General features: G+C 61.6%; 15 protein-coding genes. 7 read left to right on the forward strand and 8 right to left on the reverse strand.

Translation table 11 applies throughout. The annotated features are described in order from the left end of the window. Positions 1-909: 909 nt before the first annotated feature. The 6 genes from AC6I7Z_RS08625 (at position 910) to spy (ending at position 7,743) form a co-directional block, all read left to right on the forward strand. On the forward strand, positions 910-2,130 hold the full coding sequence (locus AC6I7Z_RS08625) for an aspartate aminotransferase family protein (protein ID WP_497813874.1): 1,221 nt from the start codon (positions 910-912) through the stop codon (positions 2,128-2,130). Then, positions 2,127-3,158 (forward strand): arginine N-succinyltransferase, encoded by a 1,032-nt coding sequence (gene astA, locus AC6I7Z_RS08630; RefSeq protein WP_497813875.1) that lies wholly within the window; start codon positions 2,127-2,129, stop codon positions 3,156-3,158. Before AC6I7Z_RS08625 ends, astA begins: the two co-directional genes overlap by 4 nt. After that, complete coding sequence (gene astD, locus AC6I7Z_RS08635) at positions 3,155-4,624, forward strand: succinylglutamate-semialdehyde dehydrogenase (RefSeq protein WP_497813876.1); 1,470 nt, start codon at positions 3,155-3,157, stop codon at positions 4,622-4,624. The genes astA and astD overlap by 4 nt, the downstream gene beginning before the upstream one ends. Beyond that, entirely contained in the window at positions 4,621-5,946 is a 1,326-nt protein-coding gene (astB, locus tag AC6I7Z_RS08640; RefSeq protein WP_497813877.1) for an N-succinylarginine dihydrolase, read from the forward strand. The genes astD and astB overlap by 4 nt, the downstream gene beginning before the upstream one ends. A gap of 35 nt (positions 5,947-5,981) precedes the next feature. Continuing rightward, positions 5,982-6,980, forward strand: coding sequence for a succinylglutamate desuccinylase (gene astE, locus AC6I7Z_RS08645; RefSeq protein WP_497813878.1), 999 nt, complete (start codon positions 5,982-5,984; stop codon positions 6,978-6,980). Between the two features lie 277 nt (positions 6,981-7,257). Beyond that, on the forward strand, positions 7,258-7,743 hold the full coding sequence (gene spy, locus AC6I7Z_RS08650) for an ATP-independent periplasmic protein-refolding chaperone Spy (RefSeq protein ID WP_497813879.1): 486 nt from the start codon (positions 7,258-7,260) through the stop codon (positions 7,741-7,743). Between the two features lie 75 nt (positions 7,744-7,818). Here spy and cho read toward each other — a convergent pair whose 3' ends face one another. The 4 genes from cho to AC6I7Z_RS08670 form a co-directional block, all read right to left on the reverse strand. Continuing rightward, positions 7,819-8,679: an excinuclease Cho gene (gene cho / locus AC6I7Z_RS08655; RefSeq protein WP_033747571.1), complete on the reverse strand. Its 861-nt coding sequence runs from the start codon at positions 8,677-8,679 to the stop codon at positions 7,819-7,821. Positions 8,680-8,805: 126 nt separating this feature from the next. Then, entirely contained in the window at positions 8,806-9,630 is an 825-nt protein-coding gene (gene nadE, locus AC6I7Z_RS08660; RefSeq protein ID WP_497813880.1) for an NAD(+) synthase, read from the reverse strand. A 126-nt stretch (positions 9,631-9,756) separates the two neighbouring features. After that, positions 9,757-10,950: a multidrug effflux MFS transporter gene (locus tag AC6I7Z_RS08665; protein ID WP_497813881.1), complete on the reverse strand. Its 1,194-nt coding sequence runs from the start codon at positions 10,948-10,950 to the stop codon at positions 9,757-9,759. Continuing rightward, positions 10,947-11,525, reverse strand: a complete 579-nt coding sequence (locus AC6I7Z_RS08670; protein WP_497813882.1) for a TetR/AcrR family transcriptional regulator — start codon at positions 11,523-11,525, stop codon at positions 10,947-10,949. The genes AC6I7Z_RS08665 and AC6I7Z_RS08670 overlap by 4 nt, the downstream gene beginning before the upstream one ends. A gap of 191 nt (positions 11,526-11,716) precedes the next feature. Here AC6I7Z_RS08670 and osmE point away from each other — a divergent pair, with 191 nt between their 5' ends. Continuing rightward, a complete protein-coding gene (gene osmE, locus AC6I7Z_RS08675; RefSeq protein WP_497813883.1) occupies positions 11,717-12,052 on the forward strand; it encodes an osmotically-inducible lipoprotein OsmE in 336 nt (111 codons plus the stop codon). Between the two features lie 66 nt (positions 12,053-12,118). On the opposite strand, the gene AC6I7Z_RS08680 is transcribed toward osmE, so the two are convergent. The 4 genes from AC6I7Z_RS08680 to kduD all read right to left on the reverse strand — a co-directional run bounded on the left by AC6I7Z_RS08680 (position 12,119) and on the right by kduD (position 15,775). Then, a complete protein-coding gene (locus tag AC6I7Z_RS08680; RefSeq protein WP_497813884.1) occupies positions 12,119-12,502 on the reverse strand; it encodes a DUF6515 family protein in 384 nt (127 codons plus the stop codon). 195 nt (positions 12,503-12,697) lie between these two features. After that, complete coding sequence (locus AC6I7Z_RS08685) at positions 12,698-14,089, reverse strand: L-cystine transporter (RefSeq protein ID WP_497813885.1); 1,392 nt, start codon at positions 14,087-14,089, stop codon at positions 12,698-12,700. Positions 14,090-14,244: 155 nt separating this feature from the next. Next, positions 14,245-14,835, reverse strand: coding sequence for a metal-dependent hydrolase (locus AC6I7Z_RS08690; protein WP_033789786.1), 591 nt, complete (start codon positions 14,833-14,835; stop codon positions 14,245-14,247). Positions 14,836-15,013: 178 nt separating this feature from the next. Beyond that, positions 15,014-15,775 (reverse strand): 2-dehydro-3-deoxy-D-gluconate 5-dehydrogenase KduD, encoded by a 762-nt coding sequence (kduD, locus tag AC6I7Z_RS08695; RefSeq protein WP_048786041.1) that lies wholly within the window; start codon positions 15,773-15,775, stop codon positions 15,014-15,016. Positions 15,776-15,780 lie beyond the last annotated feature (5 nt).

Here is a 15,780-nt window from a genome sequence, read left to right on the forward strand (position 1 = left end):
CTGTCTTTGTTAGTTATTATTCCCCGCTATCTGGGGTGAAAGAAAAATGACACAAAAGGATAATTTGACCTAGTGCAATAAGTGTAACTGAATATTTCAAGGGCTATTTTGCCATTTCTGTTGTTTGTTTTTTAATCTTATTGTCGCGGGGGTAATTATCGCCGATTAAAGAGTTAAGGCGAGGCTTGAGGTATAATTTATTGATTTTATTGCTTTAAATTATGGTTTTCTGTCAGGCTTCTTTGTGTAACTGCGCTTTGGCGATCTGCTAGCCAATCCCAAATGAAAATCAAGCTTTACCGGAAAAGTTCAATATAAGATTAAGGGTAATGCTCTAATAATTAGCTTGCTTACAAGTCAGGCAGCCATCATTAATTCTTATTGCCACATTGATAATAACGTCAGTAATAATTGTTTTAACGGCCGCCATTTATTTACTGAAACCCGGTTAATGGAAAAGGCTGGTTTTTTTATGCACGACGTTATGCCCTCAGGTTCACAGGGCTTATTGCCTTTAGCATAAAGCCTGACCGTCTCTTTTCCGCGATCGATCTGCCCTGAAACAGCGCGCGCTGCACTTATAAAGTGCGTTTTTTGCCTGAATTTGAACATAAAAGTCAGGAGCGATCACAAAAGCAATATTTACTCTGGCAACTGCATAAATCTGCTGCGGATTATGCGGCGCAGGCGCGGCGCCAGTAAAATTATTCACTATGTATGCATTTAAAGTGAATAGCGCATGTTTTTAAGTTGTTGATATTTCGTTGCTAGTCCTCTTTTATGCATTTATTCGCTTTGCTGGCACGCAAGCTGCACTTTACAGTAGGGCTGTGTTCACCCGAATTTCACAAATTTAAAACATTCGCTTTACTCACCGGCGCGCCGGGCGGGAAGGCAGGAGAAACAGTTATGTCACTGCAGGTTTCGCGTCACGATTTCGATCAATGGATGGTGCCGGTCTATGCGCCAGCGACTTTTGTACCGGTACGCGCATCGGGCTCGACCCTCTGGGATCAGAACGGCAAAGAGTATATCGACTTTGCCGGCGGCATTGCGGTTAACGCACTGGGCCATGCGCACCCGGCGCTGCAGCAGGCGCTGACCGAGCAGGCGTCGCGCCTGTGGCATACCGGCAACGGCTACACCAACGAGCCGATCCTGCGGCTGGCGAAGCAGCTGATTGACGCCACCTTCGCCGACCGCGTCTTCTTCTGCAACTCCGGCGCCGAAGCCAACGAGGCGGCGCTGAAGCTGGCGCGTAAAACGGCGCACGATCGCTTCGGCGCGCACAAAAGCGGCATCGTCGCCTTTAATAACGCCTTTCACGGCCGCACGCTGTTTACCGTTTCCGCTGGCGGTCAGCCCGCCTACTCAAAAGATTTCGCGCCGCTGCCGCCCGATATCCGCCATACGCCGTTTAACGACCTGGAAGCGGCGGCGCAGCTGATCGACGACAATACCTGCGCGGTGATCGTCGAACCGATTCAGGGCGAAGGCGGCGTACTGCCTGCCGATCCCGCCTTTTTGCGCGGCCTGCGCGCGCTGTGCGACCAGCACCAGGCGCTACTGATTTTTGACGAAGTGCAGAGCGGCGTGGGCCGCACCGGTTCGCTCTACGCCTATATGCACTACGGCGTGACGCCGGACGTGCTCACCACCGCCAAGGCGCTGGGCGGCGGTTTCCCTATCGGCGCGATGCTGACCCGCGAGGATCTGGCGCAGGTGATGAATGTCGGCACTCACGGCACCACCTACGGCGGCAATCCGCTGGCGGGCGCGGTGGCGGGCAAGGTGCTGGAGCTGATCAACCAGCCTGCGACCCTGGCGGGCGTCACTGAACGCCACCAGTGGATCGTCGAGGCGCTGGAGGAGATTAACCAGCGGCTGCATCTGTTTAAAGAGGTGCGCGGCCTGGGCCTGCTGATTGGCGCGGTGCTGAACGAGGACTATGCCGGTAAAGCGAAGCAGTTCAACCTGGCGGCCGCCGAGCAGGGCGTGATGGTGCTGATCGCCGGCGCTAACGTGGTGCGCTTCGCGCCGGCGCTCAATATCAGCGAAGAGGAAGTCAAAACCGGCATGGCGCGCTTTGCCGTCGCCTGTGAACACCTGGCGCGAGGATCGACATCATGATGGTGATTCGCCCTGTTGAACATGACGATCTGCCGCAGCTCCTGGCGCTGGCCGGCAAAACCGGCGGCGGACTGACCTCGCTGCCGGTCGACAGCTCCACGCTGCAGGCGCGCATCGAGCGTTCGCTGCAAACCTGGCAGGGCACGCTGCCGCGCGCCGAACAGGGCTACGTTTTCGTGCTGGCGGACAGCGAAGAGAATCGCGCTGTGGGCATTTGCGCCATCGAGGTGGCGGTCGGACTGCAGGAGCCCTGGTATAACTTTCGCGTCGGCACCCAGGTGCACGCCTCGAAAGAGCTTAACGTCTACGCCGCGCTGCCGACGCTGTCGCTGAGCAATGACCATACCGGCAGCAGCGAACTCTGCACGCTGTTTCTCGATCCCGACTACCGCGACGGTAAAAACGGCTATCTGCTCTCGAAGTCGCGCTTTCTGTTTATGGCCAACTTTCGCCATCAGTTTATGGATCGCGTGGTGGCGGAGATGCGCGGCGTCAGCGACGACGCGGGACATTCGCCTTTCTGGGACAGCGTCGGCAGCCGCTTCTTCTCTATGGAGTTTCGCAAGGCCGACTTCCTCAGCGGCACCGGCCAGAAAGCCTTTATCGCCGAGCTGATGCCGAAACACCCGCTCTATATCGACTACCTGTCGCCAGAGGCGCGGGCGGTAATCGGCCAGGTGCATGAGAAGACCGCGCCCGCGCGCGCGGTGCTGGAGGCGGAGGGATTCCGCTACCGCAACTATATCGACATCTTCGACGGCGGCCCGACGCTGGAGTGCGAAATCGACGACATTCGCGCCATCCGCAAAAGCCATGTGCGCAGCGCCGCGCTCGGCGAACCGGACGAACATGCGCCGCTCTGTCTGGTGGCGAATCTGGACTATCACCGTTTCCGCGTCGCGCTGCTGCCAGCGCGCATCGAGCAGCACGACGTGGTACTTAATGAGAATCAGCTCAGGGCGTTGCACGTTGAGCCAGGCGATAGCCTGCGCGTAGTGACGCTGGGCGGCGAGGAGAAAAAAGCATGACGCAAATGATTAACGGCGAATGGCAGCCGGGCCGCGGGGACGCCTTGCGTAAAATCGATCCGGTGTTCGGCGAAACGCTGTGGCAGGGCGAGTCCGCCACGGCGGAGCAGATCGCGCAGGCCGCGGCCGCCGCCCGCGAGGCGTTTCCCGGCTGGGCGCGCCGACCTTTCGCCGAGCGTCAGGCGCTGGCCGAGCGTTTCGCCGCGCTGCTGGAGAGCCACAAAACCGAACTGGCGGAAACCATCGCCGCCGAAACCGGCAAGCCGCGCTGGGAGGCGCTGACCGAAGTGCAGGCGATGATCAATAAGATCGCTATCTCGGTGAAGGCTTTCCACACGCGCACCGGCGAACAGCACGAGGGCGAAAGCTCGCTGCGCCATCGCCCGCACGGCGTGCTGGCGGTATTCGGCCCCTACAACTTTCCCGGCCATCTGCCTAACGGCCATATCGTGCCGGCGCTGCTGGCGGGCAACTGCGTACTCTTCAAGCCGAGCGAGCTGACGCCGCTGACGGCGGAGAAAACCGTGCGCCTCTGGCTGGAAGCGGGTCTGCCGCGCGGCGTGCTGGCGCTGCTGCAGGGCGCGCGCGCCACCGGACAGGCGCTGGCGGCGGAGACGCAGATCGACGGCGTGCTCTTTACCGGCAGCGCCGGAACCGGCTATCAGCTGCACCGCCAGTTCGCCGGCCAGCCGGAAAAAATGCTGGCGCTGGAGATGGGCGGCAACAATGCGCTGATCGTCGAGGATCCGGCGGATATCGACGCGGCGGTGCATATCGCTATTCAGTCCGCGTTCATTACCGCCGGGCAGCGCTGCACCTGCGCGCGCCGTCTGCTGGTGAAGCGCGGCGCGGCGGGCGACGCCTTCCTGCAGCGGCTGCTGGAAGTCAGCGCGCGGCTGCAGCCCGGCGCGTGGAACGCCGAGCCGCAGCCCTTTATGGGCAGCGCCATCTCCGTCGAAGCGGCGGAAAAGATCTATCAGGCGTGGCAGCAGCGCGTCGCGCTCGGCGGCACGCCTTTGCTTGAGATGCGCTGGCCGCAGCGCAGCAACGCGCTGCTGACCCCGGGCATTATCGAGGTCACGCAGGTCAGCGGCCTGCCGGACGAAGAGGTGTTCGGCCCGCTGCTGAACGTTATTCGCTACGATCGCTTTGATGAGGCGATCCGCCTCGCCAACGAGACGCGCTACGGCCTGTCGTGCGGCTTAATCTCGCCGTCGCGCGCGCAGTTTGACCAGCTGCTGCTGGAGGCGCGCGCCGGGATCGTGAACTGGAACAAGCCGCTCACCGGCGCGGCGAGCAGCGCGCCGTTCGGCGGCATCGGCGCGTCCGGCAACCATCGCGCCAGCGCCTGGTATGCGGCGGACTACTGCGCCTGGCCGATGGCGTCGCTGGAGACGCCCGATTTGACGCTGCCCGCCGCGCTCTCGCCTGGGCTCGATTTCTCCGCGCGCGAGGAGCAGGCATGAAAACCACAGAAGCGAATTTTGACGGGCTGGTCGGCCTGACGCACCACTATGCCGGGCTGTCGTTCGGCAACGAGGCCTCGACGCGTCACCAGCATCAGCCCTCGAACCCGCGCCTCGCGGCGAAGCAGGGGCTGCTGAAGATGAAGGCGCTGGCGGACAAAGGCTTTGTGCAGGGCGTCATTCCGCCGCACGAGCGGCCGAACCTGCCGCTGCTGCGTCAGCTCGGCTTCCGCGGCAGCGACGAACAGGTGCTGGCGCAGGCGGCGAAGGCGTCGCCCGGACTGCTGTCGGCGGTCAGCTCCGCCTCGGCGATGTGGGTCGCCAATGCGGCGACGGTGTCGCCTTCGGCCGACAGCGCCGACGGGCGCGTGCATTTCACCGTCGCCAACCTGAACAACAAATTTCATCGCGCCATGGAGGCGCCGCAGACCGCCCGGCTGCTGCGCGCCATCTTTCGCGATCCGCAGCGCTTCGACGTGCACGACGCGCTGCCGCAGGTGGCGCTGTTTGGCGACGAAGGGGCCGCAAACCATAACCGCCTCGGGGCGGAGTATGGCGACCGCAGCCTGCAGCTCTTTGTCTACGGCCGCGACGACAACGGCGGCATCGCGCCGGGACGCTATCCCGCGCGCCAGACGCTGCAGGCGAGCCAGGCAGTAGCCAGGCTGCATCAGCTTGATGAGCGCCACACGATCTTCGCCCAGCAGAACCCGCAGGTTATCGACCAGGGGGTGTTTCATAACGACGTTATCGCGGTCAGCAACCGCGAAGCGCTCTTCCTTCATCAGCGGGCATTCGTCGATCAGCCTGCGCTGCTGGCGACGTTGCAGCGTCGCGTGCCTGGCTTTACCGCCATTGAGGTGCCCGAAAGCCGCGTCTCGGTGGCGGACGCGGTCAGCACTTATCTCTTCAATAGCCAGCTGCTGAGCCGCGACGATGGCGCGATGATGCTGGTGCTGCCCGAAGAGTCGCGCCAGCATCCCGGCGTCTGGGGCTACCTGAGCGAGCTGGTAGAGCAGGGTGGCCCGGTGCGCGAGCTGGCGAGCTTTGACCTGCGCGAAAGCATGCAAAACGGCGGCGGGCCCGCCTGTTTGCGGCTGCGCGTGGTGCTGACGCCGCAGGAGCGACAGGCGCTGAATCCGGCGGTGATGATGAACGATCGCCTGTTCGCCACGCTTAACAGCTGGGTGGATCGCCACTACCGCGATCGCCTGACGCAGGCGGATCTGGCAGACCCTCAGCTGTTAACAGAGGGCCGCGAGGCGCTGGACGAGCTGACGCGGCTGCTGGACTTAGGCAACGTCTACGCGTTTCAGCAGTAGCGGGAACGGCGCTGACATCGCAGAAAGGAGGTTTAATGCACGATTTTCTTCAGCAGACGCTGTCAGGCGAGGCGCCGCATCAGCCGTGCGGCGAAACGCCCTGGCTGCGCTGGCGGTGGATCGATCACGGCATTCTTCAGCTCGATCCGCTCGGCGAACCGCAGCAGGCGCTGGTGCTGTCGGCCGGCATTCATGGCAATGAGACCGCGCCGGTAGAGATAATGAACGCGCTTATCAGCGCGCTGCTGCGCGGCGAGATGCCGTTGCGTCATCGCGTGCTGGCGATCCTCGGCAATCCGGCGGCGCTACGCGCCGGAAAGCGCTACCTGCGCCACGATGTGAATCGCCTGTTCGGCGGCCGCTGGCAGCAGATCGACGACTGCGACGAGGCGCGGCGCGCGCTGCGTCTGGAGCAGGCGACAGAGGCTTTCTGGCTGGAGGGCGGCCAGGCGCAGCAGCCGCGCTGGCATCTCGATCTGCACACCGCCATTCGCGGCTCCTGGCATACCCGCTTCGGCGTGCTGCCGCTCAATCCCCATCCCTGGCCGGCGCCGTTTATCCACTGGCTGACGGCGGCGGGGCTGGAGGCGCTGGTCTTCCACACGGCGCCGGGCGGCACCTTTACCCATTTCAGCTGCGCCAACTTCCGCGCCGCCAGCTGCACGCTGGAGCTGGGCAAGGCCCTGCCGTTCGGCGCCAACGACCTGACGCAGTTCGCCGCCGCGCAGCAGGCGCTGGCGGCATTGCTGAGCGGCGGGCCGCTGCCGGAAGCGCGAGAGCAGCCGCGCCGCTACCGGGTGGCGCAGCAGATTACCCGCCTCAGCGAGCAGTTCCGGCTGCATATGGATGCGGAGACGCGCAACTTTACCGCCTTCCCGCAGGGCGCGCTGCTGGCCGAGGATGGCGCCACGCGCTACGTCGTGCAGCAGGCGCGCGAATATGTGCTGTTTCCCAATCCCGCCGTCGCGCTGGGGCTGCGCGCCGGTCTGATGCTGGTAGAGGAGGATGCGCCCGCCGAGGCGCCGCCGCGCTGATATTCTCTCCGGCGGCGAAGCGGTGAATTTTCCTTCCGCTTTGCTGCCGAAACCCTTACACTCCTCCATAATTCCTGCCAAATCCGCTTTGAATTCATATTCTTTTGCAATTCCTCACCTTATTCTTCTTATTCTCTTCATGATTGCCCGATTTTTGTCTTTTATGCTTTCACGGCTTTACTCACTCTCTGAGAGATTGACATTCAGCAGCGTAATCTTGTTCTCGAAGACGCGACAGGCTGCTGTCGTCATTAACTGAATGATAAGGACAACTATTATGCGTAAACTGACTTCCCTGATTCTCGCTTCTACCCTGGCATTCGGTGCGGCAAGCGCGGTCCATGCAGCGGCCGACAACCTGACGCCGCCGCCGGCCGGTAGCGAAAAAGCGATGCATAAGCCGCCGATGCACCACGGCATGATGATGTTCAAAGGCCTGAACCTGACCGAGGCGCAGAAGACCCAGATTCGCGACATCATGAAAGAGAGCCATAAAGACTTTAAACGTCCGTCGCTGGAAGAGCGCCGCGCCGGTCACGCGATTATCGCCTCTGACACCTTTGACCGCGCGAAAGCGGAAGCGCAGGCAGAGAAAATGACCGCCGACGCGAAAGAGCGCGCGGTAGCGATGATGGAGACGCAGAACAAGCTCTACAACGTGCTGACGCCGGAACAGAAGAAGCAGTACAACGCTAACTTTGAAAAGCGTCTGACCGAGAAAGGCCCGCACGACGAGAAAATGGCGCCGCCAGCCGCTGAATAACCGGCTGAGGTAAGGCAGTAAGACCGCCGACGTTGTCCAGAGACGCAGAAAGTCTGGGCAGCGTCGGCGGTTTTTTTATAGCGGTTCGATGGGGTAGTGGCCCGAAAGTAGCGGCCGACACAAAATTTTATAGCCGTCATGGTCGAAGCCGCTCGGCGCGCGCTTCAGCCGACGCGCCTCTTCCATATCGCTGACCGATCCGAGATAGAACCAGTGGTCGATCACGTGGATCTGCGTCATCAGTTTTCCCTCCTCGATCAGCGCGACCGGGCCCTGCCACGGCCAGCAGATCACCCGCACGCTCTCCAGCGCTTCCAGCAGCCGCGCCTGATGATCGTCCAGCGTTTCACGGCCGCAGCAGGCGCCGGCGCAGCGGCGCAGCGCAGCGCGAAAACAGGCGCGGTTGGCGCTCAGCTTCTCCAGCCCCAGCAGCCCGTGGCAGAGCTGATGCTCGTCGGCGAGATACTTAAGCGTCTCCAGCGCCTTATGGCGGCTGCGATAAAGACCGAAGAGGTTGGGGGAGTGAGAAAAATCGACGTCGCGCGCGTAGACCACCTCAGGCTTGCCCTCGGCGATCTGAATCGAGCAGAGCTGGCGATTTTTGCGCAGGCGCTTGTTGAACAGCGGCTGCTGCGTCTTGATCATCTGCGCTTCCAGCAGCAGCGCGCCGAGATCGCCCGCGGTGGGGATCCAGCTAACGCGTCGCGCCTGGCGCAGCATGCGCGCCTCTTCCGGCGTGCGGAAGTGCGACATCACGCGCGAGCGCAGATTGATGCTTTTCCCGATATAGAGCGGCAGCGTCTCGCTGTCGCCGTGAAAGGTATAGACGCCGGGCTGATTGGGCAAACCTTCCAGCCATTCGCGCAGGTGTTCGGGATATTCGTAGATGGCAGCCGCGTCGAACTCGAGGCGGTGCGTGGCGGCACGTCGAACCAAGACAGACTCCTGTAACTGTGTATTCATACAGCATATCAGGCTGCTCAGGCTTTCGCCAGCGGGTTAACCGGTGAACATTGAGGCGGGATAACATTTCCCCTGCCGGGCAGCAGGGGAAAAGGGGGATTATTTCCAGAAGTCGTCGAACACCGTAATCGGCGGACGACGCTTGTGCTCGGTCTTCACATACCAGTTTTCGATGATCTTCGCCGTTTCCGGCGCGACGCTTTTGCCTTCCAGGTAGTCGTCAATCATCTCGTAGGTCACGCCGAGCGCCACTTCATCCTCCAGGCCAGGACGATCGTCTTCCAGATCCGCCGTCGGGCGTTTCAGGTAGAGGTGTTCCGGACAGCCCAGAGTTTTCAGCAGCAGCTTGCCCTGACGTTTGTTGAGGCGAAACAGCGGGTTGATGTCGGTGCCGCCATCGCCATATTTGGTGAAGAAGCCGGTCACCGCTTCCGCCGCATGGTCGGTGCCTACAACCAGGCCTTTGGTCATGCCGGCGATGCTGTACTGCGCCTTCATACGCTCGCGCGCTTTTTCGTTGCCGCGCACAAAGTCAGAGAGTTCGACGCCCGCCTCGCGCAGCGCGCGTTCGCTGGCCAGCACCGACTCTTTGATATTGACCACCAGCGAGCGATCGGGCTGGATAAACGCCAGCGCATCCTGACAATCCTGCTCATCCGCCTGCACGCCGTAGGGCAGACGCACGGCGATAAAGGTGTAGGCGCTGTCGCCGCTCTCTTCGCGCAGTTCGCCGATCGCCAGCTGCGACAGTTTGCCCGCCAGCGTCGAGTCCTGACCGCCGCTGATGCCGAGCACCAGGGTTTTCAAAAACGGATTGCGCTTCAGATAGCTTTTGAGGAAATCGACGCTGCGGCGAATTTCCTGCTGCGCGTCGATATCCGGGCTAACGCCGAGTGCGGTAATGATTTCCTGCTGCAGTGACATGAATCTCTCCTCAAGTCAGAGGCCTGTCGGCCCGTGCGAACCTTTTATTAAAGCTAACGCGCCTCGCCGAAAACAACAAGCCAAAGCGCCAGTTGTTTCCGGCTAACTGTTGCCATATCAGGCAGTTTATTCGCGCGGCGCCGGTTTCTGCGCCAAGAAGATAAACATCAGGATCGCCAGCATAAAGCAGCCGAAGATGGTGCCGGTCATGCTGACGAGCGAGGTGCCCCCCAGCCCGGTAATGGGCACCGATATCGCGCCGAACGAGAACATGCAGACGCCGATCACCGCCGACGCGCTGCCGGCGCGATGGCCCTGGCTCTGCATCGCCAGCGACGAGGCGGTGGTGGCGATCACCCCGTTGCTCGCGATGGTGAAAAAGAGCGCCACCAGCACCAGCGGCAGCGGTGCGGCGAGAAGGCCCGCCAGCAGCAGCAGGCTGGAGGCGGCAAAGGCCAGCGTCAGGCCGCCCTTCAGCACGCGATATTCGCCCCAGAGCGGGCAGAGACGCGCGCTGGTCTGCGAGGCGATCACCAGCCCGATGCCGTTCGCGGCGAAGCAGAAGCTGAACGCCTGCGGCGACAGGCCGTAAATCTGCTGCAGCACAAAGGGCGACGCGCCGATATAGGCGAACATGCCCGACATCATAAAGGCCTGCGTCAGACAGAAGCCCATAAAGGGACGATGAACCACCACCTGGCCCAGCGCCGCCCAGGCCGAAAAGACCGATCCCTGGCTGCGGCGCTCGGGCGGCAGGGTTTCGTGCAGTTTCCAGCGCGCCAGCAGGATCAGCAGCAGCGCCGTCGCGCCCAGCACCACGAAGATGCCGCGCCAGTTAAGCAGCGTCATCAGCACGCCGCCCAGCACCGGCGCGCCGATCGGCGCCAGGCCGTTCACCAGCATCAGCAGCGCGAAGAAGCGCGTCAGCTCATGGCCGCTGTACATATCGCGCGCCACCGCGCGCGACAGCACCGCGCCGCCCGCGCCCGCCAGGCCTTCGAACAGGCGCGCCAGCAGCAGCTGGTGGATATCCTGCGCCAGCGCGCAGCCGATCGAGGCGATAAACAGCAGCGCCAGCGAAAGCGTCAACGGACGCAGGCGGCCGAACTTATCGCTCATCGGTCCGAACAGCAGCTGTCCGGCGCCGAGGCCGAGCAGGCCGGCGGTAAGGCTAAGCTGCGCCGTGGCGGTCGAGGTTTGCAGATCGCGCGCCAGTTCAGGCAGCGCAGGCAGGTAGAGATCGATGCAGAGCGGGCCGAGCGCCGCCAGCAGGCCCAGCGTGATGGCATAGACCAGTCGGTTATTGCGTGCAGGTGTCATTTGTCCTCTGAGGGGTTGACTAAGTTGTGGATCATCTGTTTGTAGAGGGTATAAAGCAGATCCGCCGACGCTTTCTGCGTCGTCAGGCGGCGAAAAGCGGTGCCTTCTATCAGCACCGCCAGCACTTCGACGCAGGCGGCACGCTGCGGCTCGGTAAGGTGCGGATAGTCCGCGCGCATTTTTTCACAGGCGTTGTGAAACAGGCGCGTCTCGGCGGCCTGCAGGATATCGCTGACGCGCGGATTGCGGCTCGCCTCGGCGGCAACCTCCAGCATCAGCATCTCATCCTCGTCGTGCAGGGTTTCGCGGCGGGCGATCATATCGGCGATATGGCTGGCGTCGCTCTGCGCGCTCATCGCCACCACGCGGCCGTCGACGATGCGTTTCACCATCTCTTCAATCAGCGCGTCTTTGCTGGGAAAGTAGCGATAGATCTGCCCGACGCTCAGGCTGGCGGCGCTGGCAAGCTGCGCCATGCTGGCGCCGTGGAAGCCTGACTGACGAAAACAGCGCCGCGCCGCCGCGATGATCTCATCCTGGCGCTTGCGATGCCGCGCGTCGCGCTGTGGGTTCATCCTGCCTCCGAAAATAGTTTTGAGAGTGCTTATTCTCGCGCCGGATTATACGGAGCGATCGCGTTTAGGCCAGCCTTTTTACGCTAACCTGACAGTTCAGACTGAACTTAAAAGTGCGCCATAAAGTTGATTAATCTGCATTTCTGTTCCAGGCTTAAGCTTACATGGACAATACAATGAGGAACAACTCGATGAATAAAGCAATGGGATGTATCGCTGCGGCGCTGACGCTGGTCGCACTGTCTGGTTGTACGGCTTACGATCGTGCTGAGAGCTACGTGAGCAAGCCCGTGGTTAAGGATGTGAAAAAAGGCATGACGCGCGATCAGGTTCGCCAGATTGCAGGCCCGGCTTCTACTGAAATCACCATGGTTCACGCGCGCGGCACCTGCCAGACCTATGTGCTGGGCGAGCGTGACGGCAAGCCGCAGACCTACTTCGTGAGCTATAGCGACACCGGTCGCGTCATGAACTACGGTTTCCAGAGCTGTAAAGATTACGATACCGATCCGCAGGCTGCTCAGTAAGCTGCGAAGCGAAAGAACAGAAAGCAAACGGCCCGTCATTGACGGGCCGTTTTTCGTTATGGCTGCTTAGAGTCCTGCGGGACGCGGCACCTCGATATAGTTGCCGCTGATATCGCGCTGATAGTAGTGGCCCTCCTGCACGTAAAAACGGCGTCCGTTAAAGTCGAGCACGCGCAGCGCGCCATCCTGCTCGGCAGGCGGCTGCACCACCACGTAATTTTCGCCCTGACGCTGATAGTAAGCGCCGTTGAGCATGTAGTAGGTCAGGCCGCCGATCAGCACCGCGGTCGCCGCTTCAGGCAGAAAGCGCAGCGGGCCTGGACCGCCCCAGCCGCGGCCGTGGCCGCCCCAGTGCGGACCCGGGCCGGGACCCCAGCCGCCGGGGTGAGCAGAGACAAGCGCTGGCGACAACAGCGTTAGCGCCAGCAGCGAGGCGATAACTTTTTTCATGGGTTTTCTCCTGCGATAACTGCCTGAAGCATTCTCTTTTTCCGCTGTGAAAACAAGCGCAGAAGGGCGACTTTTTCCTCTCTTTACCACGCTTAACGCTTTCTTAACGGCGTCGCCATAAAGGGGGCGGATTATGAAGCGCGGAGATAAAAAAACCGGGCGCGATGGCCCGGTTTATCGTCATGCAGCGCGCGCTTAGCGGTGCGCCAGCTCTGCGTGCTCGTCACTCTCCAGCACCGCTTTGTCGGTCATGCCGAGCCAGCGGCTGGTGAGGGAGCCAGCGGTCATCGAGCCGTTGACGTTGAGCGCGGTACGGCCCATATCGATCAGCGGTTCGATAGAGATCAGCAGGGCGACCAGCGTCACCGGCAGACCCATCGCCGGCAGCACGATCAGCGCGGCGAAGGTCGCGCCGCCGCCTACGCCCGCCACGCCTGCGGAGCTCAGCGTAACGATGCCCACCAGCGTGGCGATCCAGACCGGATCGAACGGGTTAATGCCAACGGTCGGCGCAACCATCACTGCCAGCATGGTCGGATAGAGACCTGCGCAGCCGTTTTGACCGATTGTCGCGCCGAAAGAGGCGGAGAAGCTGGCGATCGATTCCGGTACGCCCAGGCGACGCGTCTGCGTTTCCACGTTAAGCGGAATGCTCGCGGCGCTGGAGCGGCTGGTAAAGGCGAAGGTGATCACCGGCCAGACCTTGCGGAAGAAGCGCAGCGGGTTGATACCGTTGACCGACAGCAGCAGCGCGTGCACGCCGAACATAATCGCCAGACCCAGGTAGGAGGCGACGACGAAGCCGCCCAGCTTGATAATGTCCTGCAGGTTGGAGCCGGCGACCACTTTGGTCATCAGCGCCAGCACGCCGTAGGGCGTCAGCTTCATGATCAGACGCACCAGCTTCATCACCCAGGACTGCAGAGTATCGATCGCCACCAGCACGCGCTGGCCTTTGGCTTCGTCATCCTTCAGCAGCTGCAGCGCGGCCACGCCGAGGAAGGCGGCGAAGATCACTACGCTGATAATCGAGGTCGGGCTGGCGCCGGTCAGATCGGCGAACGGATTTTTCGGCACGAAAGAGAGCAGCAGCTGCGGCACGGTGAGGTCCGCCACTTTGCCCGCGTAGTTGCTCTGGATCGCGGCAAGGCGCGCGCTCTCCTGCGCCCCTTGTACCAGCCCCTCGGCGCTGAGGTGGAACAGGCCGGTGACCAGCACGCCCACCAGCGCGGAGATGGCGGTGGTGAACAGCAGCACGCCGATGGTGAGCAGGCTGATTTTGCCCAGCGACGAGGCGTTATGCAGGCGCGCGACGGCGCTGAGGATAGAGGCGAACACCAGCGGCATCACGATCATCTGCAGCAGCTGCACATAGCCGTTGCCCACGATATTGAACCAGCTAATAGAGGTTTTCAGCACCTCGCTCTGCGCGCCGTAAATGGTCTGCAGCGCCAGGCCGAACAGCACGCCGATCACCAGACCGACCAGCACCTTTTTCGACAGGCTCCAGCTATCGCGGCCGAGGCGCGACAGCAGCAGCAGCAGCGCGACGAAGGCTGCGAGATTAAGAATCAGAGGTAGATCCATGTTGGCTCCCGAAAGACACGCCCGACGACAGCTATTGCGCCGGAACGTCAGATATTGTGACGCACGAATTAAGTGGCGCTATGTTACCAGCTCACCCGGACGCCGACTTATATCCAAATGGAATGCCTTATAACCAGACAGCGTTTTCTGCTGCTTTAATGCGCTTTTTGGGTGGAAATCAGACGAGAGACGCCATTTTGCAGCGTATCGAACAGCTGCGTTGGCCAGCCGTTCGCACCAAAAGAGGGCGAGCCGGGCGGAAACCAGAGCGCGTAGCCCACCAGCGCCAGGCAGAGCGTGCGCTCCAGCTGATTGCCTTTCTGGCTTCTGAGGATCGGCAGACGAAAGCGCCAGCGGCACGGCCACAGCAGCGGCACGCCGGCGGGCGTCAGCATATCGGCAACAATATGGCTGAGATAACCCAGCGTCATGCCCTGCAGCACGTCAGCGGGCAGCAGCCAGTCGTCGGGCACGTTTATCTGAAACAGCCACAGGCTGGCGGCCACCGCCAGCAGGCTATGGGTAAAGCCGCGGTGGCCGAAGGCGCGGGCGATAGGGTACGACAGCCATTTTAGCCGCTGGCCGAGCAGAGATTTAGGGTGGTCGATGTCGGGCAGCAGACAGGTGAGCAGCGAGGCGGAAATCAGGTGCCACCAGTCGGCCTGCGCCAGCACGGGCGTCAGCTCTGCGCGTTTGGCGAAAATAGCGGTGGCAATAGCGAAAATTACGTGGCCTTCGCCCGTCATGATAAAACCTGGCTGCAAACTGTCGATGCATCCAGTATAGGGATTTATCCAGTAAATGAGAAGTTGTGACGCTGTAACGAAGCGTGAATTTTTTTAGCGAAACGGCGGCATTGCGCCGCCGTTTCGTCGGGTTTGTCAGCAGCAGGCCGTTGGGCCGCCTCTTATGCTCTGCGTGACGCTAGCGCGCCAGCCAGCCGCCGTCGACCGCCAGCGTGTAGCCGTTGACATAGTCAGAGGCTGAAGAGGCGAGGAAAACCACCGGACCCATCATATCTTCCGGCACGCCCCAGCGCGCGGCGGGGATGCGTCCGAGGATCTCGGCGCTGCGGCCTTCGTCGCTGCGCAGCTGTTCGGTATTGTTGGTCGCCATATAGCCCGGCGCGATGGCGTTGACGTTGATGCCGTGTTTCGCCCACTCGTTCGCCATCAGCCGCGTCAGGCCCATCACCGCGCTTTTCGACGCCGTGTAGGAGGGGACGCGAATGCCGCCCTGGAAAGAGAGCATCGAGGCGATGTTGATGATTTTGCCGCCCTGGCCCTGCGCGATAAACTGGCGCGCCACCTGCTGCGACAGGAAAAAGACGCTTTTGCTGTTGATGTTCATCACGTCGTCCCAGTCCTGTTCGCTGAAGTTCAGCGCGTCCTCGCGGCGGATAATCCCGGCGTTGTTGACCAGGATGTCGATTTTGCCTGCGGCGGCAACCGCTTTCTCCACCACGCCCGGCACCTGCTCGGTGCGGATAAGATCCGCCTGCAGCGACCAGAAGCGGCGGCCCAGCGCTTCGACGCGCTGCTGCGTTTCCGTGGGATCGTCGCGGTTAACGCCGACGATATCGCAGCCGGCCTGCGCCAGCCCCAGCGCCATACCCTGGCCGAGCCCGGTGTTGCAGCCGGTGACCAGCGCGATTTTACCTTCCAGATTAAATGCGTTGAGTATCATGAGAG

It is taken from the genome of Pantoea sp. X-Soil-MYKO-1289 (assembly GCF_059730625.1).

Coding starts and splice junctions, on each gene's coding strand:
- AC6I7Z_RS08625 (WP_497813874.1), top strand. CDS start 910: ATGTCACTGCAGGTTTCGCGTCACGATTTCGATCAATGGATGGTGCCG.
- astA (WP_497813875.1), top strand. CDS start 2,127: ATGATGGTGATTCGCCCTGTTGAACATGACGATCTGCCGCAGCTCCTG.
- astD (WP_497813876.1), top strand. CDS start 3,155: ATGACGCAAATGATTAACGGCGAATGGCAGCCGGGCCGCGGGGACGCC.
- astB (WP_497813877.1), top strand. CDS start 4,621: ATGAAAACCACAGAAGCGAATTTTGACGGGCTGGTCGGCCTGACGCAC.
- astE (WP_497813878.1), top strand. CDS start 5,982: ATGCACGATTTTCTTCAGCAGACGCTGTCAGGCGAGGCGCCGCATCAG.
- spy (WP_497813879.1), top strand. CDS start 7,258: ATGCGTAAACTGACTTCCCTGATTCTCGCTTCTACCCTGGCATTCGGT.
- nadE (WP_497813880.1), bottom strand. CDS start 9,630: ATGTCACTGCAGCAGGAAATCATTACCGCACTCGGCGTTAGCCCGGAT.
- AC6I7Z_RS08665 (WP_497813881.1), bottom strand. CDS start 10,950: ATGACACCTGCACGCAATAACCGACTGGTCTATGCCATCACGCTGGGC.
- AC6I7Z_RS08670 (WP_497813882.1), bottom strand. CDS start 11,525: ATGAACCCACAGCGCGACGCGCGGCATCGCAAGCGCCAGGATGAGATC.
- osmE (WP_497813883.1), top strand. CDS start 11,717: ATGAATAAAGCAATGGGATGTATCGCTGCGGCGCTGACGCTGGTCGCA.
- AC6I7Z_RS08680 (WP_497813884.1), bottom strand. CDS start 12,502: ATGAAAAAAGTTATCGCCTCGCTGCTGGCGCTAACGCTGTTGTCGCCA.
- AC6I7Z_RS08685 (WP_497813885.1), bottom strand. CDS start 14,089: ATGGATCTACCTCTGATTCTTAATCTCGCAGCCTTCGTCGCGCTGCTG.
- AC6I7Z_RS08690 (WP_033789786.1), bottom strand. CDS start 14,835: ATGACGGGCGAAGGCCACGTAATTTTCGCTATTGCCACCGCTATTTTC.
- kduD (WP_048786041.1), bottom strand. CDS start 15,775: ATGATACTCAACGCATTTAATCTGGAAGGTAAAATCGCGCTGGTCACC.